A 22,911-nucleotide genomic window follows, 5' to 3' on the forward strand; every position below is an offset into this window, starting at 1 on the left:
TGGTGATCGCGGTACGTGACTCTGCGAGGCCCATAAACACGCACATTTCGCTAGGCAGCTACGAGGGTTCAACATGACTTTGCATATAAAACCAGTCGCCACGACTGAATACGACGATGTAATTCAGGCAGCTCAAGCTTATATTGACGGTTATCGCTCTGGGGACATCGCTGGAATTGAGAAAGCCTTCCACGAAGACGCGATAATGTGGGGCTACACCGGCGATGAGCTGCTTCAAGGTCCAGCTGTTCCTGTATTTGCTAGTTTCTTCAAAGCACTGGGCGCTTCGCCGAACACCCGCAGTCGCCTGGATATCTTGGCTATCGCACCCACGGCTGCAGTTGTCCGAGTGGACATGGAGAATGACGTTTTGGGCGCGAGCTTCCACGACTTTCTTTCGCTGCTCAAGATCGACGGTCAGTGGAAAATAATCTCGAAGATATTCCAACGATACGCCTAAGCAAGCGACGGAGCCGCATCGGATAAATTTAGCCCGTCAGATGCAAGATCCTCTTCCTCTAAGCCGATGCTAAAAGGCTTGAACGCGCTAACCTGAGGTGCATCGCAACCAGACAAGGGTCGCGCGCGAGGTCACCTGAGATAAGCCAGCAATTTTTTGTTGTGTTACACGCACGAAGGTAGCTAAGGCAAAAAAACTCTTTGCCTTAGCTTCATGCCGAATCTACTCGATAAACGCGGCCAGCGAATCCGACAACGTGGCTGGCGGCGTCGCCCAGTTTAAACGCTCGTCACGGTCAGCCACTTTTATCTACTGGCGCTCATCGTTGAAACTATCGATTCATTTTGCGTCATCAGCCATATTTAAAGCTCGCGCGGTGGCCTCAACCTTGATCGATTCCTTCTCGCCCTTGGCATTCTCTACCGTAAGATTCACAAGCACCTGGTCACCTTCTTTTACCTGTTTCACCAGGTCAATAAGCATAATGTGATAGCTGTGGGGATCCAGGATGACTGCTTTGCCAGCAGGCAAGGCGACGAACTCTACTGGTTGCATGCGCATCACGTCGTTCTTGATTGTCGACTGGTGAACTTGCACGATTTTCGCCACCGGTGACTGGGCACTGAGCAGCTTGCTGTCGCTGCTTGCAGTTATCGTCATGAACGCACCAGTCGCTTGTTGTCCTGGCACTGTCGCGCGAACCCATGCGCCCTCTATCTGCGTTTGGGCTGAAACCTGGAAAGCCAGCCCTAGTAGAGAAAACCCAAGTACCATCTGTTTAACGTGTTGATTTATATTGGTAAAATCTGGACCTGAATACATTAGCAAATCTCCATGAGTGTAATCAGATCTTCTGCACATTGTTGTGCCGAAAGTGCTTGAGAAAATCCAAGGCGTAGCGTTCCTTGGTAGTCATACACATAGCTTGTCGATGAATGAGTAAGTGTATATGTTGACCCAATCGGTACTTTCTCGTAAAACACGCCAAACTCTTTGGCTGTAGCCGCTGTTTCTTCTAGCGTTCCGTAAAGAGCGATAAATGACGGATCAAAAGTTTTTACATAGGCGTCTAGGACGGCTGGTGAATCCCGCTCGGGATCGAGCGTAATAAAGATAACCTGAAGAAAGTAGCCGTCCTTATCCATCATTTTTTTGATTTTAACTGCACGAGCCAAGGCGGTGGGGCAGACTGCCGGACATTGAGTGAATCCAAAAAAAATCATGGGCATCACGCCTCGATAGCTTGAAAGCGTTCTTACCTCGCCGTCGGTGTCTTTTAGCCGGAATGTGCGCCCAAGAATTTTATTGCTTAAGTCTTTGCCGTATTTGTACGATAGCTCACCTCGGGTATCGCATCCTGCCAGCATGCCGATACCTAGAAGTCCCATACCTGAAATTACCTTACGGCGAGTCAACAAAACGCTCATTGATTCAAGCCTCTTTATACGAAAAAACCAAAAATTGGATTAGCAAGTCTTCTTTGAATTATTACTTCATACATTGATCATGTGCTGCCGATGGATAAATACATCGGTTCAGGTCGAGCTGATCACTAGTGCGATTGAATTGAGGGTGTTGTCTCTAATGCTTTTGACGGCGCCTCAACTGTAAAACGTGGTTCGTCTAACCAGGCGTTCGCGAAAAGAAGATTTAAGTTCCCCGGCCACCCAACTAGAATGACTGCTGGAAATCAGCCCGAACTACCAAGTTCTTTAGCCCCGTAATGGCGTTCAGTCTTACTAGCAAGGTGCCTGGGGTAACTAGTCAGAGAGTCTGTAGGTAGATAAATCAGGACTACGCGTTTACGCCCCCGTCCACGCTTAACCCGGTGCCGGTGATGTGTTTAGCGCTTGGGCTTGCGATGAACGCGACCGCCACTGCGACATCCTTCCCAGTACCGTATCGGCCTAATGCTGAATGAGCCCTCATCGCATCGGCACCATCACCATCGGCTGGGTTCATATCAGTGTCCGTAGGTCCAGGATGCACAGTATTAACGGTGATGCCACGCGGTCCTAGCTCACGAGCAAGTCCTCGTGTAAAGGAAAGTAGGGAGGACTTGGACATGGAATAGACTGTGACCGATTCGAAGGCCACACGCTCCGCCAGACAGGAACCGATATTGATGATTCTTCCGCCCTCTCCAAGATAGGTAATGGCTGCTTGAGAAGCCAAGATCACTGCTCTAATGTTTACGGCGATGATCTGGTCTATCTGATCCAGCGGCATTGTCTCTAGCGGGCAAATAAAAGCGACGCCCGCATTGTTTACTAGTATGTCCAACCCTCCTAAAAGCCTAGCTGCCTCATGTACAGAACGCGTAGCTGCTTGGGGATCCGCACTATCGGCCTGGATAGGGAAGGCTTTAACACCCAATCCCTCAATTTCTCTGGCCAGTTCCTCCGCCGCATCCCCAGAGCGAACATAGCTGAAAGCAATATCAGCTCCTTTTTCTGCCAACTCGATAGCGATAGCTGCGCCAATACCACGTGCAGCGCCAGTGATGAATGCACGTTTGCCTGAAAGTTCTTTCATGACTGTCCCATTAGTAGATTTGAGATTTACCGCGACCATTCGGGGTCACTAAACCCAGAAGCTGAAGCTTAAGCGTCACTAGCGCTTTGCAAAACGACTTAGTCCCCTCGATTTACGCCATACGGTTTAGTCGAACTTGTTTCCCCTTCCGAAATTAGAATCTACTGATGAGGCGGCTTTAAGAGGAATAGACTTTCGGTACAGCGCTCAAATACGCCGTTGCAACGGGGATTGCGCCGAGCGCAATGAACCCTGAGCGGGCAGTTAAGACACTTCAGCCTCAACCGTAACCTCATAAGCGCTAACACCCTGATGTGCGGCCAGCCGTCTGATGCTTTGAGGAGGGTGCCCGATAACTCTGATGAAGGCTCTGCGCATCCGCTCCGGATCCTTGAAGCCAACCGAGTGTGCTATCAGTTCGATCGGTTCCGCCCCACGTTCAACGCGCAGCCTCGCGACCTCGACACGCAAACGCTCCACAGCTTTAGCGGGTGTTTCCCCCGTTTCCAGCAGAAAGGCTCGACCAAATTGGCGCAAGCTGAGGCAAGCAATTGATGCCAAATGCTCTGTTGATAGCTGTTCGTTTAGATGCTCTCGCATGTAGGAAAGCACCTCCCTCATGCGATCCGTCGTCGGCTCCATATCGGCCATGGCTGAAAATTGTGACTGCCCTCCTGGCCGACGGTGGTACACGACCATGGCGCGGGCGACCTCATGGGAAACAGCATTTCCCAGATCTTCCTCAATCATGGCCAGCGCCAGATCGATTCCCGCAGAGATGCCAGCAGACGTCCAGATGCCACCATCCTTCGTAAATATATGATTGGGCTGTACCCGCACCTTCGGAAAATTGCGTTGCAGTCGCGCGGTCTGCCTCCAGTGTGTAGTAGCCCTGCGACCGTCTAACAGGCCCGCCGAAGCCAATAGAAAAGCCCCGGTGCAAACACTCGCAACTCGCCTAGTACCTTTCGCGGCCGCATTAGCGAGGTGGTCCGACACCATGGGGAGGTCATAGGGTTTGGAAAAAGCCTTACCGCCGACCACTATCAACGTATCGTACGGGCTTGATCTGATCTTCTGACTCCTTACTTCTAGACCAGACGAACTCATCACAGGACCGCCCGACAACGAAACCACCGAACAGCAGTAGGGATCTGGTACCCCAATCTCTTTAGCGATCTCAAAGGCCGCCAGCGGACCGCTGAGATCCAGAATCTGAAACTCGGGAAAGACCAGGAAAGCGATGTCACGCATGGAATTACCTTCTTAAAAAATCATAGATCCTGCTCGGAATTACTGTTCCCCGCCAGCGTCCTATTGGCCGATTTTCGTAACGCTGGCCCCAAATCATCCTCTAAAAATTTTATGGCGAAAAGAGCAAAAAACCCTCAAAAAACGTCATCGTTTTTGTTCGCCTCTCAGTCCCGCTTCGCTATCAGCCTTCCTGTTTGTGACACCAGCTCCTAATGTAATCCGACGACCAAAAAGGAGGGAACTAAGTCCTTTCTCCCGCCATAAGTGACGTAGAGAATGCTCCAGTTTCTCAACAGGAGAGTCGTCATGGTTGTAAGGGCAGACAGCTCGAACCGTCTTGACTGGAGGCGGACACAATGAGCACATCAAAATTATCGGAAGACATTTCAGCGTTAGAAAAGTCATCAAGCCCGTCGAATGTGGCTGTGCTGGCAATAGCCCAGGGTTTGTTCACGGCAGCCATCGCAATCGATCTCACGTTGACCGGTTTAACGGGATATCAGCTCGCACCCGATAAATCGCTTGCGACTCTACCCTTTGCACTCATCACCGTAGCAGGCGCGATTGCGACATATTTCGCCTCTACTCTGATGCAGAAAATAGGTAGGCGGCGTGGATTTGTACTAGGTGCCCTCACCGGCGCGATAGGCGGATTGATTTCCGTATGGGCAGTTTTCCTAAACTCTTTCTGGCTGTTTTGCATGGGGACAGCCGCCGTAGGTATTTTTCAAGCGTTTGCCCAGTATTACCGATTGGCTGCGACAGATTCGGAACCTGACAATCGCAAAGCGCGCGCGATCTCGTTGGTGCTTGCGGGCGGAGTGATCGCCGCTTTTCTTGGGCCTTTGTTGGCGAGTTGGAGCACAGATTTGTTCCCAGTCCTATTCGCCGGCTCGTACTTGATGGTATGCCTGCTGGGCCTTGCCTCCGCAGCATTACTTTGGCTGGGTTACCAAGATGCACTTCCAGAACCATTGGAACTGCATGACCACGAACAGCCGCCACGCAAATTACTCACAATATTCAAGCAACCTATTTCACTAGCGGCACTCTCGAATAACGTTATTGGCGGCGTGGTGATGATGTTCATCATGACCGCGACACCGCTGGCTGCTGTCGCCAGCAATCACTCCATAAATGATGGCGCCAGCATTATTCAATGGCATTTAGTGGGTATGTACGCGCCGTCACTATTCGCTGGGCGCCTGATTGCCCTATTCGGATTGCCTCCGATTTTATTCCTGGGAATGGCACTAAGTGCAGCTTGCGGATTGATTGCACAGTTTTCGGACAGCTTGACCGCGTTCTATATCGCGCTTCTTTTTTTAGGCGTCGGGTGGAATTTTATGTTTGTTGGTGGCACAACCTTATTGACTTCCTCCTACCACCCCTCCGAAAAGTCCAGGGTGCAGGGAGTGGCAGAGTTTATTCAATATACATTCACTGCATTTTCCACTTTGGCCGCCGGCCCCATATTGCAATTACTTGGCTGGAAGGGCATGAATAATATTGTTTTTCCGCTAATCGCGGTATCCGCGGTTATTACCTTAAGGTGGATGCGTGCCGACCGCAGAACAAAAATCGCCAATGGCGAACGCGTTCTAGACAATGAAAACAGGTCGATAACGTGATTTTTCACGCATGCCGTGCACTGTAAAAAAAGTCGCGGTGTTGCTGGAGAAGCAAAAACCTTGGCTTCCAAGAAGCGCCATTTCATATTTCATGCGAATTAGCCATCGGAAGTTGGCATTCACACAACAGTCAAGCTAGAACAGGAATAACTTCGGAGTAATTATGAGCGCTAATTCCAAACCCCGCATTAGGCTGGCACTTTGTTCGGCAGGCATGCTTTGTATTTCCGGAGTCATTGCCTTTAGTGTGGTCGATAGCTCAGAGAAAGCTGTAGCACAGGAAGGCCCGCTCCCAATCCAAGAGGTAGATGTCGCGGTCGTTAAAAGAGAAACCGTTACCGACTGGCAAATCTATTCTGGCCGATTAGCAGCGGTGGAAAAAGTTGAGGTTAGGCCGCTGGTGGCAGGAACCATAACGGACGTCAACATACATGACGGCCAATTGGTTAAAAAAGGGGACACTCTGTTCGTCATCGATCCACGACCTTACCAAGCACAAGTCGAACGAGCTAAGGGGCAGGTTGCAGCAGCTCAGGCTCGCGCCGCGTACACGAAAAGCGACTGGGAGAGGGCACAGCGCCTAATTGCCGAAAATGCAATAGCGAAACGTGACTACGATGAAAAAAACAACGCAGCATTGGAGGCCAGTGCCAATCTTAAGACTGCTGAAGCGGCGCTGGATGCCGCTAAAATTGATCTCGGCCATACCCAGATTACAGCTCCAATTTCTGGTCGCGTATCGCGGGCAGAAATAACACTTGGAAACATCGTAAACGCCGGAGCAGGCGCGGCGCCTTTAACGATGCTTGTCTCTGTGAACCCCATTTATGCAGAGTTCAACGCTGATGAGCAGACTTATCTTAAGTACATCAACAGACTCGGCAATAAGGCTACTGTTCCGGTTGATCTAGGGCTTGCAGATGAGACAGGGTATTCGCGCCGGGGAGTCATCCAATCCGTAGACAATGAACTCGACACTACCTCAGGCACTATCCGCATGCGTGCACGGTTTGACAACGCTGATGGCACCATGGTCCCGGGGCTATATGCGCGTGTAAAAGTGGGCGGCAGTGAGCCATACGCGGCCCTCCTTATTGATGATGCGGCAATTGGCACCGATCAAGATAAGCGATTTGTCTTGGTCGTGGGAAAGGATGACCATATTGTTTATCGCCCGGTAGCGCTGGGAAATCTACAAGGCAATGATCGCATTATCACGTCCGGACTCGAAGAGGGCGAACGGGTGGTGGTAGGCGGTATTCAGCGAGTCCGTCCAGGGGAGCAGGTTCTAGGAAAGATAATTCCCCAAAGTGACGCTCAGGCTAGAAACGCTCACTGACCCACGACAGCACTAACTAAAATTCACCAATAAACAATGAATGCCCCTCAGGCACTTAGGATTTATTGGTCCGTGCATTGATTATAAAACAGAGTGCATCCTTAAGCGTCCTGTTGTCTTTTTAACCCTCAAGCAGCGCTGAGAGAAAGTAGCCGCCTCACTTAAAGAGTCATTAATGAACATATCAAAGTTCTTCATTGATCGTCCGATCTTTGCGGGCGTACTATCCGTGGTGATCCTGCTTGCAGGGTTGATAGCAATATTTAAACTGCCGATTTCTGAGTATCCAGAGGTCGTTCCGCCCTCGGTCACAATCAGCGCACAGTATCCTGGAGCGAACCCAAAAGTCATTGCCGAGACAGTTGCTGCGCCGCTTGAGGAAAAAATCAACGGCGTTGAGAATATGCTGTACATGCAGTCTCAAGCGAACAGTGACGGTAACCTGACCATCACTGTAACTTTCGCATTAGGAACTGACCCGGACTTGGCTACCCAGTTGGTACAGAACCGAGTCAATCAAGCATTGCCACGACTGCCCGAAGATGTACAACGATTGGGTGTTACTACGCTCAAAAGCTCTTCTTCATTAGTTCTTTTTCTGCACCTCGTGTCGCCGAATGATCGGTACGACACAACGTATTTGAGAAACTACGGCCTACGGAACGTCAAAACGCGCTTTGAGCGGATACCTGGCGTTGGCCGTGTCGATATGTGGGGGGCAGGTGACTACGCAATGCGTGTGTGGCTTGATCCGCAGAAGGTAGCACAGCGTAATCTCACCGCCTCGGAGATTGTCACTTCCATTCAAGAACAGAATATTCAGGTTGCTGCGGGTGCCGTTGGTGCTGCGCCCTCTTCGCCGGGTACTGCAGTACAGCTGACAATCAATGCCCAGGGTCGCTTGAAGACCGTCGACGAGTTCCGCGACATCGTTCTCAAAACTAGCCCGAATGGCGCAGTTACTCATCTGCGGGATGTCGCCCGAGTCGAACTCTCTGCGGCTGAATACGGATTGCGTGCGCTGCTGGACAACAAACCCGCCGTCTCCCTCGCCATCTACCAATTGCCTGGCGCTAACGCGCTGGAGATCTCTGATCAAATCCGCGCTGCACTCAAAGATCTCAGCGCTGATTTCCCTCCCGGCCTGGATTACAGGCTTATCTACGACCCCACTCGCTTCGTGAAGTCGAGCATTCAGGCGGTTATAGAAACACTGCTCGAAGCCATCGCACTGGTGGTCGTGGTCGTCATTGTGTTCCTCCAATCATGGCGTACAGCGATCATTCCTTTGATCGCTGTACCGGTGTCCATCATCGGTACCTTTGCGCTCTTGCTGGCCTTCGGCTTCTCGATCAATGCCCTGTCGCTTTTCGGAATGGTGTTAGCCATTGGTATCGTCGTTGACGATGCCATCGTTGTGGTTGAAAACGTGGAGAGGAACATAGCCAGCGGTCTGACCCCGAGGGACGCCACGTATAAAGCCATGCAAGAGGTCAGCGGCCCCATCATTGCTATCGCACTCACGTTGGTTGCTGTATTTGTACCGTTGGCATTTATGAGCGGTCTCACGGGCCAGTTCTACAAGCAGTTTGCAATGACCATTGCGATCTCTACGGTGATCTCTGCTTTCAACTCACTCACGCTCTCTCCAGCCCTCAGCGCACTACTTTTGCGTAGCCACGACGCTAAGCAAGACGCCTTAACGCGGGTGATGAATAAGCTACTGGGCGGTTTTTTTCGAGCATTCAACAAGGTTTTTAATCGTGGCTCGGAGCAATACTCGAAAGGCGTAACAGGCGTCCTTAAGCGCAAGGGCAGCATGCTGGTTGTTTATGTGGTTCTTCTGGGACTCACGGCGGTTATGGGGAACGTTGTGCCTGCTGGGTTCATTCCCATGCAGGACAAGGAGTACTTGGTCACCATCGCCCAGCTTCCCAATGGCGCTTCTCTTGACCGTACGGAAGAAGTGATTCGCCAGATGAGCGAAATAGTCATGAAGCAGCCGGGCGCAGCTCACGCAGTCGGCTTCCCTGGCATGTCCGTTAACGGATTCATGAACAGTTCTAGCGCAGGGATTGTCTTTGTCCCCCTCAAGCCTCTCAGCGAACGTACATCGAAAGATGAGTCCGCCGCGGCCATCGTCGCATCCCTTAACCAAAAGTTCGCCAGTATCAAAGGAGCCTATGTCGCAGCCTTTCCACCGCCTCCAATACTCGGGCTTGGCACACTGGGTGGCTTCAAAATGCAGCTGGAAGACCAAGGTAGCCTCGGGTATGAGGAGCTTAACAAGGCCGCTCAAGCATTCATGGCCAAGGCTGCAGTGACCCCGGAGCTTGGTGGGTCACTGACAAACTATCAGATCAACTTCCCGCAGCTAAACGTCGAGCTAGACCGTGTGAAAGCCAAACAGCTGGGCGTGTCCGTTACCGATGTATTCAAGACCATGCAGGTATACCTTGGCTCCTTGTATGTGAATGACTTCAACAGTTTTGGCCGTGTATATCAGGTACGAGTGCAGGCCGACGCACCGTTTCGTCAGCGAGCAGATGACATCCTTCAGCTGAAAACCAGAAACGACCGTGGAGAAATGGTGCCCCTATCGTCTCTGGTTCGTATCACCCCAACCTACGGTCCGGACATGGTGGTTCGGTATAACGGCTACACCGCAGCGGATATTAACGGCGGCCCAGCGCCGGGCTATTCGTCTGGCCAGGCCCAAGCAGCAGCAGAGCGCATTGCAGCCGAGGTGTTGCCTCAAGGCGTAAAATTCGAGTGGACTGAGCTGACTTACCAAAAGGTTTTGGCAGGTAATGCCGGTATGTGGGTCTTCCCTGTCAGCGTCCTGCTCGTATTCCTCGTACTGGCCGCACTGTACGAAAGCTTGACCCTCCCTTTGGCGGTAATCCTGATCGTTCCCATGAGCATCTTGTGCGCACTCACGGGGGTGTGGCTCACGCAGGGAGACAACAACATCTTTACCCAGATCGGGTTGATGGTATTGGTCGCATTGGCTTCTAAAAACGCCATCTTGATCGTCGAGTTCGCCAGAGAACTAGAGCATGACGGGTACACGCCGCTGACGGCAGCCATTGAAGCGAGCCGCTTGCGTCTCCGACCAATTCTCATGACTTCGATCGCCTTCATCATGGGCGTTGTTCCACTGGTGTTTTCCACTGGTGCGGGCTCAGAAATGCGCCAAGCCATGGGGATCTCGGTGTTTTTCGGCATGTTGGGCGTGACCCTGTTCGGTCTCGCACTGACACCTGTCTTCTACGTAGTCCTGCGTACGCTGGCAGGTGGCAAAGTACACGTGGCTCAAAAAGACGCGCCTCACCTGACAACGGAAGCATTGGACGCATGATCGGAGCCAAACGAATGATCCAATTACCCAAAAAGTCTATTTTTGGACTGCTGACTTCCTCAGCGCTGCTTTCGCTGCTATCAGCATGCTCTGTGGAGCCGACATACAACCGCCCCGACGTTCCGACTCCGCAGGCGTTCAAGGAAGCTTCGACTGAACAGAAGCAAGCATCATTGCCCAAAGATAGCGCCTGGAAAAACGCTGAACCAGCCGATGCCGAGCATCGTGGGGAATGGTGGCTAGTCTTTGGCGATCCGGTGCTAAACGACCTGGAGCGGCAAGCCGCAGAGGCTAATCAGAATCTGAAGGCGGCTGCCGCACGAGTACAGCAATCGAGAGCCTTGACCCAATCAGCCCGAGCGGGATGGTTCCCGTCCCTAGATGCGGGATTTGGTCCTACGCGTGAACGCCTGTCTCCTGCCTCACAATTGTTGTCTGACGATGCGAGTGGGTCCACGCAGACTCTTTGGCGGGCGCAGGCGACAGCCTCTTACGAGGTAGACCTGTTCGGGAAGGTGGATTCACAAGTGAACACCGCGCTCGCTAATCAAGCACAGAACGAGGCGCTGTATCGTTCTGTGCTGTTAGCCCTCCAAGCTGACGTGGCTAAAAATTATTTCGAGCTGCGTGAGTACGACAACCAACTTCGACTATTTCGTCGCACGGTCACCCTGCGTGAAAACACCCTGAAATTAGTAGAGGGGCGATTCAAAGAGGGCGACATAAGCGAACTTGACCTCTCGCGAGCGCGCAACGAACTATCTACCGCGAGGGCGGACTCGGTAGGGATCGCACGGCTGCGTGCGACGTCAGAACATAGTCTTGCAGTGTTGTTGGGTAAGTCTCCTGCCGACTTCGACTTCCCTGACTCACCTATAGAGCCCATCGCGACCCAGGTGCCTATCGGGTTACCATCAGCCCTACTGGAGCGCCGTCCAGATATTGCTGCCGCCGAGAGAGCTATGGCCGCGGCTAACGCACAAATCGGATTGGCGAAATCAGCATTTTTCCCGCGGCTTAACATAAATGCCGCCGCCGGCTTCGAGTCGTCATCGCTGGGGAATCTGTTCGACTGGTCGACTCGGTCTTTTCTACTAGGCCCTCTTGCGGGAACGGCGCTGACGTTACCGATATTTGATGGTGGTCGGAGGAAAGCAGATCTCGCCTCTGCAAGGGCTCGATACGACGAGCAGGTTGCGAAGTATCGGGAGCAAGTATTGGTGGCCTTTAGAGAGGTAGAAGACAACCTTGCAGATCTGAGGTTGCTCGATGATCAGAAAGGTAATCAAAGCGAAGCTGTTGCAGCATCAATACGGACAGAGCGACTTTCTAAAACTCAGTATGAAGAGGGGCAAATTAGCTATTTGGAAGTTATCGATGCTCAGCGCCAGGTCTTACAAACCGAACTGCAACTGAGTCGTCTGACTGGCACTCAGGCCATTGCAACGGTGAGCCTGATTAGAGCCTTAGGTGGGGGGTGGGACCGAGCCGACGCTAACATTGCCTCCAATGGGCGTTAGCGGTGATCACGCAGCCTGAACGGCTTTGAATTGCTCATAAAAAGCGGGTCAACTTGACTAATGCCGATCAGTTAAGCCTTCTCGCTTGACCTTTGGCCGCAAAAAATCAAAATCCGATGCCTACACTGGCATCGGATTTTTTTATGCGTCTCGCTCGGGCACTGGAACTGACCCACAACATCGCCTCTACCCCCAACGCCATCGAGGGATTGGATGCCTTGATCGATCCTTCTTTGGTCGAACAGGCGCTTGAACAAGCGGGTGTGGCGACGCTGCGCAAGCGTCGTTTGCCGCTGGAAATGATGCTCTGGTGCGTGATTTCCATGGCGTTCTTCCGGCGCATGTCTGCCTGGGATGTGGTCAGTCGCATGAACATCATGTTGCCGGGCCAGCGCCCGTTGGTGGCCCCCAGCGCCGTAGTTCAGGCCCGTCAGAGATTGGGCAGCGAAGCTGTACGACAAGTCTTCGATTTGACCCAGAAAAGTTGGCATGAGGCGGCCGGCCATCCGACTTGGGCCGGTCTGCGTTTGTTGGGCGTCGATGGCGTTGTCTGGCGCACGCCCGACACGCCGGAAAATCGGGCGCGCTATGACTCCGCCAGCAACCAGCATGGCGACACCGGTTTTCCTCAGGTGCGCATGGTCTGCCAAATGGAGTTGACCAGCCATTTGCTGATTGGAAGTGCGTTTGACGGCTACCGCAGCAACGAAATGAAACTGGCCGAGCAACTGATCGAAACCACCCCCGATCACTCGCTGACGCTGTTTGATCGTGGTTTTTACTCGTTAGGTTTATTGCATCAATGGCAGCAAGCAGGCGTCGAACGCCACTGGCTGATGCCGCTGAAAAAAGGCTCGCAGTACGAGGTGATCCAGCGTTTGGGGCGCCAGGATGCGATTGTTTCGCTGAGCACTTCGCCGCAGGCCCGCAAGCAATGGCCCGGGTTGCCGGATCGGCTGACCGCGCGACTGCTGAGCAAAACCGTCAAGGGCAAGGTGTGTCAGATCCTGACGTCGATGGCCGATCCGCTGCGCTTTCCATCCGACGAAATCGTCGATCTGTACAGCCAGCGATGGGAGATTGAACTCGGATTTCGGGAGATGAAACAGACGCTGCTCAACAGCAGTTATACGCTGCGCAGCAAGACGCCAGAGATGATCGAGCAAGAGTTGTGGGGCGTGTTGTTGGGCTACAACTTGTTGCGCTATCAGATGGTGGAAATGAGTCGCCACTGTCCTGGCATTTACCCGTGCGAAATGAGCTTTACCGCCTGCACTTGGGCGATTCTCGGGTTTATCAACAGCGTCTCCGCCGACCGTTCCGGGAACATTCCCAAGTATTTGGCCGAGCTTCATGCTTCAGCGCCGCACTACGTGCTGCCGCATCGACGTGAGGAGCGCGTTTATCCTCGGGCGATTCGGCTGAAATCACCGAAGTATCCGATCAGAAATAAAAATGCCAGTCAGCTTAACTGACTGGCATTAGTCAACTTGACCCGCTTTTTATGCTTCAAACCCAACGGAAATTTCCCAGCCAGAGCCAAACCGCAGTAAGCATCCGCTCACACACCTTGCCTAATTAGACGGGTGCCTACCTGTCGCAAGATTGCACTCCAGTTGACTACGCGTTTGCATTCGATTTGACCTTTCATTGTGAGCGTCCGGCGACCTGACCTAGGTACTCGGCACCGATCGCCTGAATGCAGGAGTCTCGCAATCTGTTTTCCCGGAACGCTTACGCAAAAACCGCAACCCTACAGTTCACGTACCATCACCAAGTCTCGATGGACATCATCGCCGCATTGAAAACTGGTTTCTCCAACTGTCAAAAATCCATTACGCTGGTAGAAGCCTATTGCGCGGGCATTCTGATCATTCACCGTGAGCCGGATACGTTCTGAAATACCAGCAAGCGTCTCAGTTAAGAGGAGCTGTGCGGCACCGGTTCCATGGTGTTTTGAATCGACATAGCATCGTTTCAACTCAGGGATGCCATCCGCCAGTGGGATGTTTAATCGATCTGGTTTGTAATCGACCAAACTGAAACCCACGATATCACCGGCTTTCTCCAACACTCGCACTTCTTGGTTTGACGAATCCAGCGCGGCCTGAAAACAACGCGCGGTCAGATTTTCGCTGATGTAGCGCTCTAATTCTTCTGCTGGAGTGTCTGCTGGGCACGCCAGTGAAAAGGTAGCCTTCGCGATTCTACTCATGCTCTCAGAGTCACCCGTTATCGCTGGACGCACACGCATTCATCGCTCCTTGGATTGGTAAATATTAGCGCGTACCGACCATTGAGTTGGCAGCACGCAACTCAAGTGTTACGAAGTGAGCCCATGGAATGCAAGCCTGTCGAGATCCCATGAGCGCGAATAATGACCAAACAAGGAGCCTCGGCCGGACTACAACAGAGCTGTGAGGTCAGTTCGTATGCGTCCGCCGAAGTCACATTGCATAACTAAGCAGATATGCGCCGCCGATCCCCATCGCTCATATCCCGGGCGAGTAGCTCAACTTCGTACAAGCCGCCAATCGAGTGCAGTGCCTTACAAACCGCAGCCAGCCGGGACCGGTCTTGGCCCTTCGCGAACTTACGATTCTGGGCTGGGGCCCAACTCCCCGAAGCCGCGATTCTTGACGGAAGAAACCTGCAGTTTGGTGCCACCGTAAGTGGGTCATCCCGTGACCGGTAATGAGGGAAAAAAGTCGTTTCCGCCTCCTGTAGTCAGACGTAGAGTCGAACGTTCGAACGGCAAGATTGACTCATCCTCATCCAGGAGAAGGACGCTCATCACCGTTCAGGCGCTTCAATGCAAGGAAACGAGAAATGGCCAAAAAGTGCTTGGGATCCCAGCGGGTGACCCGATGTTTGCAGCGAACAAAAGCGGCTATGAGAGTCATGGCCACTCATGACGCCCTGCCCAAATGTAGCACATTGAAGATCGCGATTTTTTTTGACCTAGACCGCTAAAAACAAAGCGAAACTTTCTAACAGGTAAATGCATGTATGAGCGAAAAGACATTGTTATTGACCGGTGCCAGTCGTGGCATAGGCCATGCCACCGTCAAACACTTTCAAGCCGCTGGGTGGAGGATTTTCACCGCCTCTCGCCAGGACTGGGTCGCTGAATGCCCATGGGCCGAGGGCTTACTCAACCACATTCATCTTGATCTCGAAGATATTGATAGCGTCAGTGACAGCCTGGCGGCCATCAGGGGGAAATTGGGCGGGCGCTTGGATGCATTGGTAAACAATGCCGGAGTTTCGCCTAAGGGGCCTGAGGGGACACGCCTTGGTGTTCTGGAGTCCGACTATGCAACTTGGATCAAGGTCTTCAATGTCAATCTGTTTTCTACGGCCCTCCTTGCGCGGGGGCTGTTTGATGAATTGAAAGCTGCAAAAGGCAGCATCATCAACGTTACCTCTATTGCAGGATCCAAGGTGCACCCGTTCGCTGGTGTCGCTTATTCCACATCCAAAGCTGCGCTCTCCGCCCTGACTCGGGAAATGGCCTTTGATTTCGGCCGACATGGCGTAAGGGTCAACGCTATCGCACCTGGAGAAATCGAAACCTCAATACTGTCCGCAGGCACTGCGGAAATCGTTGAACGGCTAGTGCCGATGAACCGGCTGGGAAAACCTGAAGAAGTTGCCTCGCTCGTCTACTTCCTTTGCACCGGTGGCGCTTCTTATGTAAACGGCGCAGAGATTCACGTTAACGGTGGCCAGCATGTCTAACGTTGATGGCCGGATCTGAGAATGTTAAGCCATAGTGAGAAAAGGTCCTGTAGCAGCAGTTTTCAACGTGGTGATTCGGCTTAGGGCATGGGCAGATGATATGGCTCAAACTTATTGCTGGCGGTCAGTTTGCTCTGCATGGGGCAGCCATAATCCGGCACAGAGCATGGACCTCACTGACCGTTCAACCCATGGTTGGGCCGGTAGTATTTGTTGCCTAATCTGTACTGTGGCGAAGTTGAGCATCGCCTTACTTTTCTGCCTGACCTTGCTACTACGAATCGGACAAAAGCCGCGCTCTCGTCGCGAGATGCACTGCAAGGCAACCCTCTGGATACTCCTGGTCCTCAGCCCATCCTCGAGCTTTCCCTCAGTTAACGCTTACAAGGGGGCCGGCTTGATTAGTCTGCCACCGCTCGTTTTTTGTCGTCCGTTTACGCTAGGTCGTCGCTGCAGCGACTGCCGGTGAATGCCGTCCGATCGTCTTGTAGAGAAGGCAGTATGTCTCGCGTTATTAATCACTCCGGTTGCAGATCCAGTGCTCTCGAAGGTCTGACTTTCAGTTTTCCTGCATTCAATAAGTCGCAAGCGGCGATGGCATGGAGGCTGGTATGCGCTCTGTAGTTATTCCTTCAGGCGTTTCGCGGCTGGTTAGCAAAACGTCGCACATAAACAGTCGTGGCGACTTCCTATTGCCGTTTCCAGACTATCCCTGCAACGCACGCAGCTTTGTTCAACTGGATGCCAGATTGCTGCCTTACTGGCATACGTTGTTCGATGTATGTCCGGGGCTGCTCAAGCTAGATCCACCAGACGGCTTGAACATATTTCGCAGTTTTATGACCTGGGCGTACCGCAATCATCCGTCGCTGAATTGGACTTACTACCTGAGTGTCTGCCGTTGGTTACTCACGTCGACCTATCAGGCGCACATCAACGAAGAACACATTGATGCCTTCATGACTGCGGCAGCGGCCCGGTGGATAAACACTGACGACAGCCAAGCGCGAGGACTGGTGTTGGCTTGGCAGGGCTCGCCGATGAGGGTGTTTGACTGGAAAGTAGCGCCTCGTTTTATCGCTGGTGTTGACCCTGAAAAAGAGGATTTCCCACCGGCACTCTGGGATTTTTCCTGGTGTCCTCTGACGGGGAAAGGGGGGGCCGGGTTTCGACGCTGGTTGCCCATCCCCGGATACGAGCGGCAGACACAGGTATCGAGGGCCGCGCGTGATGAGCAGAAGTCCTGCTAATGCGTAAGCGTCACATTATCGGAGCACGGCTGAGCCTGTTCGCCATGCTAATGATTTTTGCTGGCCCCCTGATCAGTCAGGGGATCAGCCTTTCCCATGGCAAAAGTCAACCAATGAGCATGGCTGGCATGGAGTGCCACGACATGCTTGGCACGAGCCAGATGTATCACCATGCCTCTGCCGGCAAGACCCATGATCTGGTCGTGTGGGAAAAATGCGGATATTGCTCTCTTCTGTTCCAGCATCCCGCTCTCGCCGAGTCAAACCTGTCCAGGTTTCAACTTAATGTTCCACCGTTAAAGCTTTTTTCTACTCACCTAATTCCCCAGCAAGCAGCGCCACCGATATTCCTCGGTGCGAGAAGCCGAGCGCCACCGATTCGATCGTTGAACGTCACATCCAGTTTTGGCTGAACGCGCATTGCCGACTCTGCATCGACAGGCTTTTGAGTCCGCCGATACCGAATCCCCCTGCGCGTTCTGCTTCACATGACCTTTATCGGAAGATCCCATGTACTCGGACAAGAACGGGCCGCTGTTTTACATTGATCTATCGCGTCTGCGTTGGCGCCATGCCTTTTGCGTGTTTCTGGGGCTAGCATTACCGGTCATTGCCCACCCACAAGACGGTGCCGTGGATGTACCCCCAACATCCGATCAATCACAGATTTGGACGTTGGAAACCATAAACGTTTCTGGGTCTCGTGAAGGCTACAGCGCACCATCTTCTGCGTCGGCCACTCGCACCGACACGCCCCTGGTCGAAGTCCCGCAATCCGTGCAAGTTGTCACGCAAACGATGCTCAAGGAGCAGGACATTCATTTGCTTGCTGACGCGCTGGTTAACGTCTCAGGGGTAAGAGCAACCAAGCCGCAAGAGGCACTGTTCGCTCAGCCAATCGTGCGCGGTTTTCCGGCGGAAATTTACATGAACGGGCTGCCTGCATTTGGCGGCACGGCAGCGAGCATCGACCCGACCAGCCTCATCGGCACCGAGCGCATTGAGGTACTCAAAGGCCCAACATCAGCGTTGTACGGCGGCGGTATCGGCGCACCGCTGGGTGGTTTGATCAACGTAGTTTCTAAACGGCCCGAGACCGAGCCAAGTGCACTGCTGTCGATGCGCACCGGTAGCTTCGGCACAGTGAATCCTTCGCTGGATCTCAACACACCCATCGGCGACAAGGTAGCCGCACGGATTGCCGCTGACTATCAAGAAAATGACAGCTGGATTGACCACGTTAACGGCCATCAGTGGTCGATACAACCAAGCATCGCGTTCCAGCTATCGCCAGAGACTGAACTGTTACTGCGCGGCCAATACGAGAATCGCAGCCAGCTCGAATATTCCGGCCTGCCAGCCGCCCAAGCATTGAGTGGGCAGATTGATCGCAACGCCTACCCAGGAGCGACCAACGGACAGCCTCACACCACTATCGAGAATCGAACAACTACCGCCGAGCTCACGCATGAGCTTAATGACGACACACGACTGACCGTCAGCGTTCAGTATTACGAGGGCAAAGTTCGTGATTATGGCAGCCTTGTATATTCGGACCTTCTGGGACCGAATCCCACGACACCCACGGTTTACCCGATATTCAAGCTTTACCTGCCCACGAACATCCGGGAAAGCACACTGGATACCAACCTAGGCTCCAAAGTCGAAGCACTGGGCGGAGATCATGAGTTACTGGTTGGTATCAATTACGACAACACTCACTTCAACTCGGGGATGTCCGGCGTTGAATCCATCGGTGAGCTTGACCTTGCCAATCCGGGATATGGGATTTCCTACGGTGCGACGCCCGAAACAATGTTGTCTCAGACCAACCGTTACGAGACCAAGGCCCTATATGTTCAGGATCAAGCAACCTATGGCCGCTTCCATCTGTTGGGGGCGTTGCGATTGACCCAGCTCGACATCAACCAACAAGAGCAAGGTTTAGATACTTCATATCATCGTATGACACCACGATTTGGCATCACCTATGATCTCACCGAAAGTCTCGCGCTCTACGCGGCGTATTCCACCGGGTTCAGGGGGGCGTTCAACTTCACTGGTAACGAGACACCCAAGCCTGAGCTGTCTCGCAATTATGAGGCGGGCGTCAAACTGGCGTTCAACGATCTGGGCATTTCTGGCACTCTCGCCATGTTCGAGCAGACGCGTCGTAATGTCTCCACCCCTGATCCTGACCCTACCTACGCGATTTTGGGTTATTCGGTGCAGAGCGGCGAACAACGCGCTCGCGGAGTAGAAGCTGATCTGGTTTGGGAACCGACCCCCGCTCTTTCATTGCTGGGCAACTACGCCTACACCCAGGCAGAAATCACAGAGGACAACTCGATTCCGGTCGGTGACGGACTGCCTCGCGTACCGCGGCACAGCGGTCGCCTCGCAGCCCGCTATCGGATACTTGACGGCGCCGCCAAGGGACTGGGCTTCGGTGCTGGTATTACAGCACTCAGCGCGCGTGAGTTAACCCTACCTAATACGGTATCCGTCCCAGGCTACGCACTGCTGGATGCGCAGACTTCCTACGATTTCGACCGCTACACGATCTCGGTTTCGGCGGTAAACCTGACAGGTCGCAAAGTCTTTGAGACCTATCAATATATGGGCTCTCCAGTGGTACTACCCACTCAACCACGTTCAGCTTACCTGACGCTAACGGCCCGCTTCTAAAGACACCATCATGATCGATATGCCGTCGTTCCGCGGCCGTAGATAAGAGCGGGTGGGTGGCAGCAAGCTGCCATCCCTGCCGCAACCTTACTTAGACATCCAAGCAATCACGGCTTTGTAATCTTCTTCGCTACAGTCCATGCACAATCCCCGTGGCGGCATGGCCTTGAAGCCCTCGATCACGTGCTTGACCAATACATCGGTGCCTTGCTCCAAGCGGGGTTTCCAAGCCAATTGATCACCTTTTTTTGGAGCCATGGGTGACTGTCCGTTATGGCACATAGTGCAGGAGCGGTTGAACACCGCTTCAGGCTCTTGGGCGGCATAAGCATTTGAGAGTACGACTAAACAAACAGCTGCCAATACTTTTTTCACGGTGGACCTCGTTGGGCATTTTTATAATCACGCGACGCCTTCGCAAGGGCGGAGTCAGTTCGTTGCGGACGAGCATTGCCAGTGCATTCACCGCTTGGCAGAAAGCACATCTTGAAAGGCGTATTAAGTTTAATAAGTGTGTTTTGACACCCAAAGTGCGACAGGCCGCCGCACCACACAGCCTAATCGTTGAGCTGAGGTGCGCCTGAGGGTCAGGCGCGCTATCTGTGGCAAGTTGTCGCAGGTGGGGATGAGCGCTACTTCGGTAGAGCTTTATCAGTCAACGAATCGAGACGACCTTCCTATCTCAGTTGTCCTGGATGGCCGACATCGAAAGGTTGCCGGTAGCTGCTTCTTGGATGTGCTCGCTTCCACCACTTCACCATTGGACGTCTGCGCTCGATGTAGTCCGCTCGATTATAGGCGCTACGTACTTCGTCTTTATCGACGTGTGCGAGCGCTACTTCAATCAACTCAGGATTCCAGGCGTGTTCGTTGAGGATGGTGCTGGCCATAGAGCGCATCCCATACGTTTCAGTGCCATGTTGGCGGTTTGGCTGTTGCAGTGAGTTCGAGGATTACGGTCCTGCAGGGAACACGTACTCCCGGTGCCAGTCGATCTAGTTGAAGGACTGGTAGAAATTCCAGATAACGCGACCTACCGAGTAGCCTGGGGAAAATCTGCGAAAGGATCTGGTGACGGTGGGCTTGGTTCGCTTTTCAGAAGGGCTAGCTACCGTAGTCAATTTCGTTGAGAAAGCTTTCGAGAAAGATGCCTGTGGGCTGTAGGTGTGTGCTCTCCGGGAGTGACTGGGCGAACCTGAAACCGAGCATAACAACTTGCCTTCTTGTTTTTCCTCCTCTTTTGAGGGAGAATAAACGGAAGTCCACTCCATGAGTAAACGCTTATGCAGGCTTGTCAGATATTCAGTGATCCGACAGATGTAACCACACGCCTTGATCAGTTGAGCTTGTCTCATGAGGCTGTTCGTGAAGCTGTCTATCAAGGCCATTTGCATCGTGTGAGGTTGACTCGAAATCATCCGTCGATTTTTCCAGGTATGGAAATGTGGGGCTGGATCGTCGGGTCATTCCGCGACCAAACACGCGCTTTAGGCTGGGCTGCCTATGAAAAAACCAACTATCCATTGACTGTCCATTCAGACCTCAAACTCGCGGTCTCGGTGGCGTCGGGTGACGCAAGCGTGGGCAATCCCTACGGTACTCCCACCAATCGCTCTAAAAAGGGAAGAAGCACCGTCGAGGCGATTCAGCACAATTCCCAGCTGGATATGTTCGCCGATTTGATTCCTCAGCAGACTGAGTTCTCTGGGCTTGAGGGCTTTGAAACTTGGATGCTGCTACACCACACTGACACCGCGAAGAATGAAATCAGGTTTGAGCTTTCGCGGCCATCGAGCATCGACCACGGAGGCAAGATCACTGAGTGGTCTGAGCGAATCCTGCTCGGCGCTATCGACTTGGATGAAAGCTTCGCTCAAATTACCGGTCCAAGTGGCCCAGATATTGATATTGAAATTCGTCGTAAGAACGCATGACTTTTTATGTTTAATTCACAACGGTTCGCGCTGGCCAGACGCAGACGCGGGATGAAAAAGCGCGAGCTCGCGGGCCTTATCGGTGTGACCGAACGGTCCGTGTCGAGTTATGAAAGCGGTACGCAGGAGCCTGAAGCTGGGACCTTGGCCAGGATTGCGAGTGCGCTTCGATTTCCAGAAGCGTTCTTTTTTGGGGATGATCCGGAAGTCCCTACGCCTGATGTCGCAAGCTTCCGTTCACTTTCGAAAATGACGGCGTCTCTAAGAGACAGTGCTTTAGGGGCTGGCGCAATAGCTCTGCTGTTAAACGAATGGTTGGAGTGCCGGTTTGATCTTCCGCAACCCGATGTTCCGGACCTGGGTAGCGAGCGAGGGGCGCTTACATCATCGGAAGAAGCTTTCAATCAACTGACTTCTTCTCAACAAGGTCCTGAGGTTGTAGCGGAGACTCTGCGTGCTCAGTGGGGGCTTGGCGAACAGCCGATCAAGAATATGATCCTTCTGCTTGAGTCCAGGGGCATTCGTGTCTACTCGCTCGCCATTGACGCCAAGGATGTCGATGCATTTTCGATGTGGAGTGGTGGGCGACCGTTCATGTTTCTCAACACTTTCAAATCAGCAGAGCGCTGCCGCTTTGATGCTGCACATGAGTTAGGACATCTGGTGATGCATCAGCATGCTCATCCTCAAGGACCAGATCTTGAGCGGGAGGCTAACGCCTTCGCTTCGGCGTTTCTGATGCCGAGGGCAAGCGTTTTGGCGATGGCTCCGCGTTCAGTAAGCCTAAATAGCTTGATCAAGTTCAAAAAAATGTGGGCGGTTTCCGTTGCAGCTTTGAATTACCGGTTACACAGCCTGGGGCTTACAACTGACTGGACTTACCGGACTTTGTGCATTCAGATTGCGCAAGAGGGGTATCGGGTGAATGAGCCTGCTCCTATCAATCACGAACGCTCTGTAGTGTTGGAAAAGATATTTGCTGCGCTTCGAGCTGAAGGAATCACGAAAACGAATGTGGCGGAACAATTGGCAATCTCGCCCGAAGAGATCAATGAGCTGACATTTGGTCTCATGCTAAATGTGCTCAGAGGGGATGGAGGTGGGGGCGCAACGGGTAAAAATCCGCCCCCTCCAAAACTGCGTCTTGTTAAAAGCTAGCGGGTCCTGGGGTTTGAGATCGATCCAGGTTCTCTACAGA

Annotated in this window: 18 protein-coding genes and 1 pseudogene; 12 read left to right on the plus strand and 7 right to left on the minus strand. The window is 52.9% G+C overall.

Going from position 1 to position 22,911, the window contains the following annotated elements:
• Positions 1 to 73 precede the first annotated feature (73 nt).
• Entirely contained in the window at positions 74 to 460 is a 387-nt protein-coding gene (locus tag CRN80_RS13405) for a nuclear transport factor 2 family protein (RefSeq protein WP_016973812.1), read from the plus strand.
• Between the two features lie 339 nt (positions 461 to 799).
• Here the strand turns inward: CRN80_RS13405 and CRN80_RS13410 are convergent, their stop codons facing one another.
• The 4 genes from CRN80_RS13410 to CRN80_RS13425 all read right to left on the minus strand — a co-directional run bounded on the left by CRN80_RS13410 (position 800) and on the right by CRN80_RS13425 (position 4,249).
• Entirely contained in the window at positions 800 to 1,282 is a 483-nt protein-coding gene (locus CRN80_RS13410) for a copper chaperone PCu(A)C (protein ID WP_098950336.1), read from the minus strand.
• Positions 1,282 to 1,887, minus strand: a complete 606-nt coding sequence (locus CRN80_RS13415; RefSeq protein WP_016973810.1) for an SCO family protein — start codon at positions 1,885 to 1,887, stop codon at positions 1,282 to 1,284. Before CRN80_RS13415 ends, CRN80_RS13410 begins: the two co-directional genes overlap by 1 nt.
• Positions 1,888 to 2,254: 367 nt before the next feature.
• The gene (locus tag CRN80_RS13420) at positions 2,255 to 2,995 is read right to left on the minus strand and encodes an SDR family oxidoreductase (RefSeq protein ID WP_016973809.1); all 741 of its coding nucleotides are present in this window, start codon (positions 2,993 to 2,995) and stop codon (positions 2,255 to 2,257) included.
• Positions 2,996 to 3,259: 264 nt separating this feature from the next.
• The gene (locus CRN80_RS13425; RefSeq protein WP_016973808.1) at positions 3,260 to 4,249 is read right to left on the minus strand and encodes a GlxA family transcriptional regulator; all 990 of its coding nucleotides are present in this window, start codon (positions 4,247 to 4,249) and stop codon (positions 3,260 to 3,262) included.
• Between the two features lie 356 nt (positions 4,250 to 4,605).
• Here CRN80_RS13425 and CRN80_RS13430 point away from each other — a divergent pair, with 356 nt between their 5' ends.
• The 5 genes from CRN80_RS13430 to CRN80_RS13450 all read left to right on the plus strand — a co-directional run bounded on the left by CRN80_RS13430 (position 4,606) and on the right by CRN80_RS13450 (position 13,575).
• The gene (locus tag CRN80_RS13430; RefSeq protein ID WP_098950337.1) at positions 4,606 to 5,880 is read left to right on the plus strand and encodes an MFS transporter; all 1,275 of its coding nucleotides are present in this window, start codon (positions 4,606 to 4,608) and stop codon (positions 5,878 to 5,880) included.
• Between the two features lie 163 nt (positions 5,881 to 6,043).
• Positions 6,044 to 7,219: an efflux RND transporter periplasmic adaptor subunit gene (locus tag CRN80_RS13435; protein WP_098950338.1), complete on the plus strand. Its 1,176-nt coding sequence runs from the start codon at positions 6,044 to 6,046 to the stop codon at positions 7,217 to 7,219.
• 175 nt (positions 7,220 to 7,394) lie between these two features.
• The gene (locus tag CRN80_RS13440) at positions 7,395 to 10,580 is read left to right on the plus strand and encodes an efflux RND transporter permease subunit (protein WP_016973805.1); all 3,186 of its coding nucleotides are present in this window, start codon (positions 7,395 to 7,397) and stop codon (positions 10,578 to 10,580) included.
• A gap of 14 nt (positions 10,581 to 10,594) precedes the next feature.
• The gene (locus tag CRN80_RS13445; protein ID WP_031320350.1) at positions 10,595 to 12,100 is read left to right on the plus strand and encodes an efflux transporter outer membrane subunit; all 1,506 of its coding nucleotides are present in this window, start codon (positions 10,595 to 10,597) and stop codon (positions 12,098 to 12,100) included.
• 143 nt (positions 12,101 to 12,243) lie between these two features.
• Complete coding sequence (locus tag CRN80_RS13450; RefSeq protein WP_090234666.1) at positions 12,244 to 13,575, plus strand: IS4 family transposase; 1,332 nt, start codon at positions 12,244 to 12,246, stop codon at positions 13,573 to 13,575.
• A 278-nt stretch (positions 13,576 to 13,853) separates the two neighbouring features.
• Here the strand turns inward: CRN80_RS13450 and CRN80_RS13455 are convergent, their stop codons facing one another.
• Positions 13,854 to 14,354 carry a GNAT family N-acetyltransferase gene (locus CRN80_RS13455; protein WP_016973803.1) on the minus strand — a complete coding sequence of 167 codons (501 nt, stop codon included), beginning with the start codon at positions 14,352 to 14,354 and terminating at the stop codon, positions 13,854 to 13,856.
• Between the two features lie 755 nt (positions 14,355 to 15,109).
• Here CRN80_RS13455 and CRN80_RS13460 point away from each other — a divergent pair.
• The 4 genes from CRN80_RS13460 to CRN80_RS13480 all read left to right on the plus strand — a co-directional run bounded on the left by CRN80_RS13460 (position 15,110) and on the right by CRN80_RS13480 (position 19,779).
• The gene (locus CRN80_RS13460) at positions 15,110 to 15,841 is read left to right on the plus strand and encodes an SDR family NAD(P)-dependent oxidoreductase (RefSeq protein ID WP_016973801.1); all 732 of its coding nucleotides are present in this window, start codon (positions 15,110 to 15,112) and stop codon (positions 15,839 to 15,841) included.
• A gap of 611 nt (positions 15,842 to 16,452) precedes the next feature.
• The gene (locus CRN80_RS13470; protein ID WP_098950339.1) at positions 16,453 to 17,091 is read left to right on the plus strand and encodes a putative natural product biosynthesis protein; all 639 of its coding nucleotides are present in this window, start codon (positions 16,453 to 16,455) and stop codon (positions 17,089 to 17,091) included.
• Positions 17,091 to 17,504, plus strand: a complete 414-nt coding sequence (locus tag CRN80_RS13475; protein WP_016973800.1) for a DUF2946 domain-containing protein — start codon at positions 17,091 to 17,093, stop codon at positions 17,502 to 17,504. The genes CRN80_RS13470 and CRN80_RS13475 overlap by 1 nt, the downstream gene beginning before the upstream one ends.
• A gap of 97 nt (positions 17,505 to 17,601) precedes the next feature.
• Positions 17,602 to 19,779: a TonB-dependent siderophore receptor gene (locus CRN80_RS13480; protein ID WP_098950340.1), complete on the plus strand. Its 2,178-nt coding sequence runs from the start codon at positions 17,602 to 17,604 to the stop codon at positions 19,777 to 19,779.
• A gap of 87 nt (positions 19,780 to 19,866) precedes the next feature.
• On the opposite strand, the gene CRN80_RS13485 is transcribed toward CRN80_RS13480, so the two are convergent.
• Both CRN80_RS13485 and CRN80_RS31660 read right to left on the minus strand, forming a co-directional pair.
• Positions 19,867 to 20,154 carry a cytochrome c5 family protein gene (locus CRN80_RS13485; RefSeq protein ID WP_098950341.1) on the minus strand — a complete coding sequence of 96 codons (288 nt, stop codon included), beginning with the start codon at positions 20,152 to 20,154 and terminating at the stop codon, positions 19,867 to 19,869.
• Between the two features lie 307 nt (positions 20,155 to 20,461).
• Positions 20,462 to 20,765, minus strand: a pseudogene (locus CRN80_RS31660) (integrase); the annotation flags it as partial.
• A gap of 297 nt (positions 20,766 to 21,062) precedes the next feature.
• Between CRN80_RS31660 and CRN80_RS13495 the strand changes: the two are divergent.
• The gene (locus CRN80_RS13495) at positions 21,063 to 21,713 is read left to right on the plus strand and encodes a hypothetical protein (RefSeq protein ID WP_031320347.1); all 651 of its coding nucleotides are present in this window, start codon (positions 21,063 to 21,065) and stop codon (positions 21,711 to 21,713) included.
• A 51-nt stretch (positions 21,714 to 21,764) separates the two neighbouring features.
• Positions 21,765 to 22,871, plus strand: a complete 1,107-nt coding sequence (locus CRN80_RS13500) for an ImmA/IrrE family metallo-endopeptidase (RefSeq protein WP_232620348.1) — start codon at positions 21,765 to 21,767, stop codon at positions 22,869 to 22,871.
• Positions 22,872 to 22,911 lie beyond the last annotated feature (40 nt).

It is taken from the genome of Pseudomonas sp. FDAARGOS_380, assembly GCF_002591235.1.
In the GTDB taxonomy this organism is placed as follows: domain Bacteria; phylum Pseudomonadota; class Gammaproteobacteria; order Pseudomonadales; family Pseudomonadaceae; genus Aquipseudomonas; species Aquipseudomonas salmasensis.

Excerpts from the sequence above, each read along its gene's own strand:
- CRN80_RS13455 (WP_016973803.1), bottom strand. The coding sequence starts at position 14,354 with ATGCGTGTGCGTCCAGCGATAACGGGTGACTCTGAGAGCATGAGTAGA.
- CRN80_RS13470 (WP_098950339.1), top strand. The coding sequence starts at position 16,453 with ATGCGCTCTGTAGTTATTCCTTCAGGCGTTTCGCGGCTGGTTAGCAAA.
- CRN80_RS13450 (WP_090234666.1), top strand. The coding sequence starts at position 12,244 with ATGCGTCTCGCTCGGGCACTGGAACTGACCCACAACATCGCCTCTACC.
- CRN80_RS13435 (WP_098950338.1), top strand. The coding sequence starts at position 6,044 with ATGAGCGCTAATTCCAAACCCCGCATTAGGCTGGCACTTTGTTCGGCA.
- CRN80_RS13430 (WP_098950337.1), top strand. The coding sequence starts at position 4,606 with ATGAGCACATCAAAATTATCGGAAGACATTTCAGCGTTAGAAAAGTCA.
- CRN80_RS13445 (WP_031320350.1), top strand. The coding sequence starts at position 10,595 with ATGATCCAATTACCCAAAAAGTCTATTTTTGGACTGCTGACTTCCTCA.
- CRN80_RS13480 (WP_098950340.1), top strand. The coding sequence starts at position 17,602 with ATGTACTCGGACAAGAACGGGCCGCTGTTTTACATTGATCTATCGCGT.
- CRN80_RS13495 (WP_031320347.1), top strand. The coding sequence starts at position 21,063 with ATGCAGGCTTGTCAGATATTCAGTGATCCGACAGATGTAACCACACGC.
- CRN80_RS13500 (WP_232620348.1), top strand. The coding sequence starts at position 21,765 with ATGAAAAAGCGCGAGCTCGCGGGCCTTATCGGTGTGACCGAACGGTCC.
- CRN80_RS13410 (WP_098950336.1), bottom strand. The coding sequence starts at position 1,282 with ATGTATTCAGGTCCAGATTTTACCAATATAAATCAACACGTTAAACAG.
- CRN80_RS13405 (WP_016973812.1), top strand. The coding sequence starts at position 74 with ATGACTTTGCATATAAAACCAGTCGCCACGACTGAATACGACGATGTA.
- CRN80_RS13440 (WP_016973805.1), top strand. The coding sequence starts at position 7,395 with ATGAACATATCAAAGTTCTTCATTGATCGTCCGATCTTTGCGGGCGTA.
- CRN80_RS13475 (WP_016973800.1), top strand. The coding sequence starts at position 17,091 with ATGCGTAAGCGTCACATTATCGGAGCACGGCTGAGCCTGTTCGCCATG.
- CRN80_RS13415 (WP_016973810.1), bottom strand. The coding sequence starts at position 1,887 with ATGAGCGTTTTGTTGACTCGCCGTAAGGTAATTTCAGGTATGGGACTT.
- CRN80_RS13460 (WP_016973801.1), top strand. The coding sequence starts at position 15,110 with ATGAGCGAAAAGACATTGTTATTGACCGGTGCCAGTCGTGGCATAGGC.
- CRN80_RS13425 (WP_016973808.1), bottom strand. The coding sequence starts at position 4,249 with ATGCGTGACATCGCTTTCCTGGTCTTTCCCGAGTTTCAGATTCTGGAT.
- CRN80_RS13420 (WP_016973809.1), bottom strand. The coding sequence starts at position 2,995 with ATGAAAGAACTTTCAGGCAAACGTGCATTCATCACTGGCGCTGCACGT.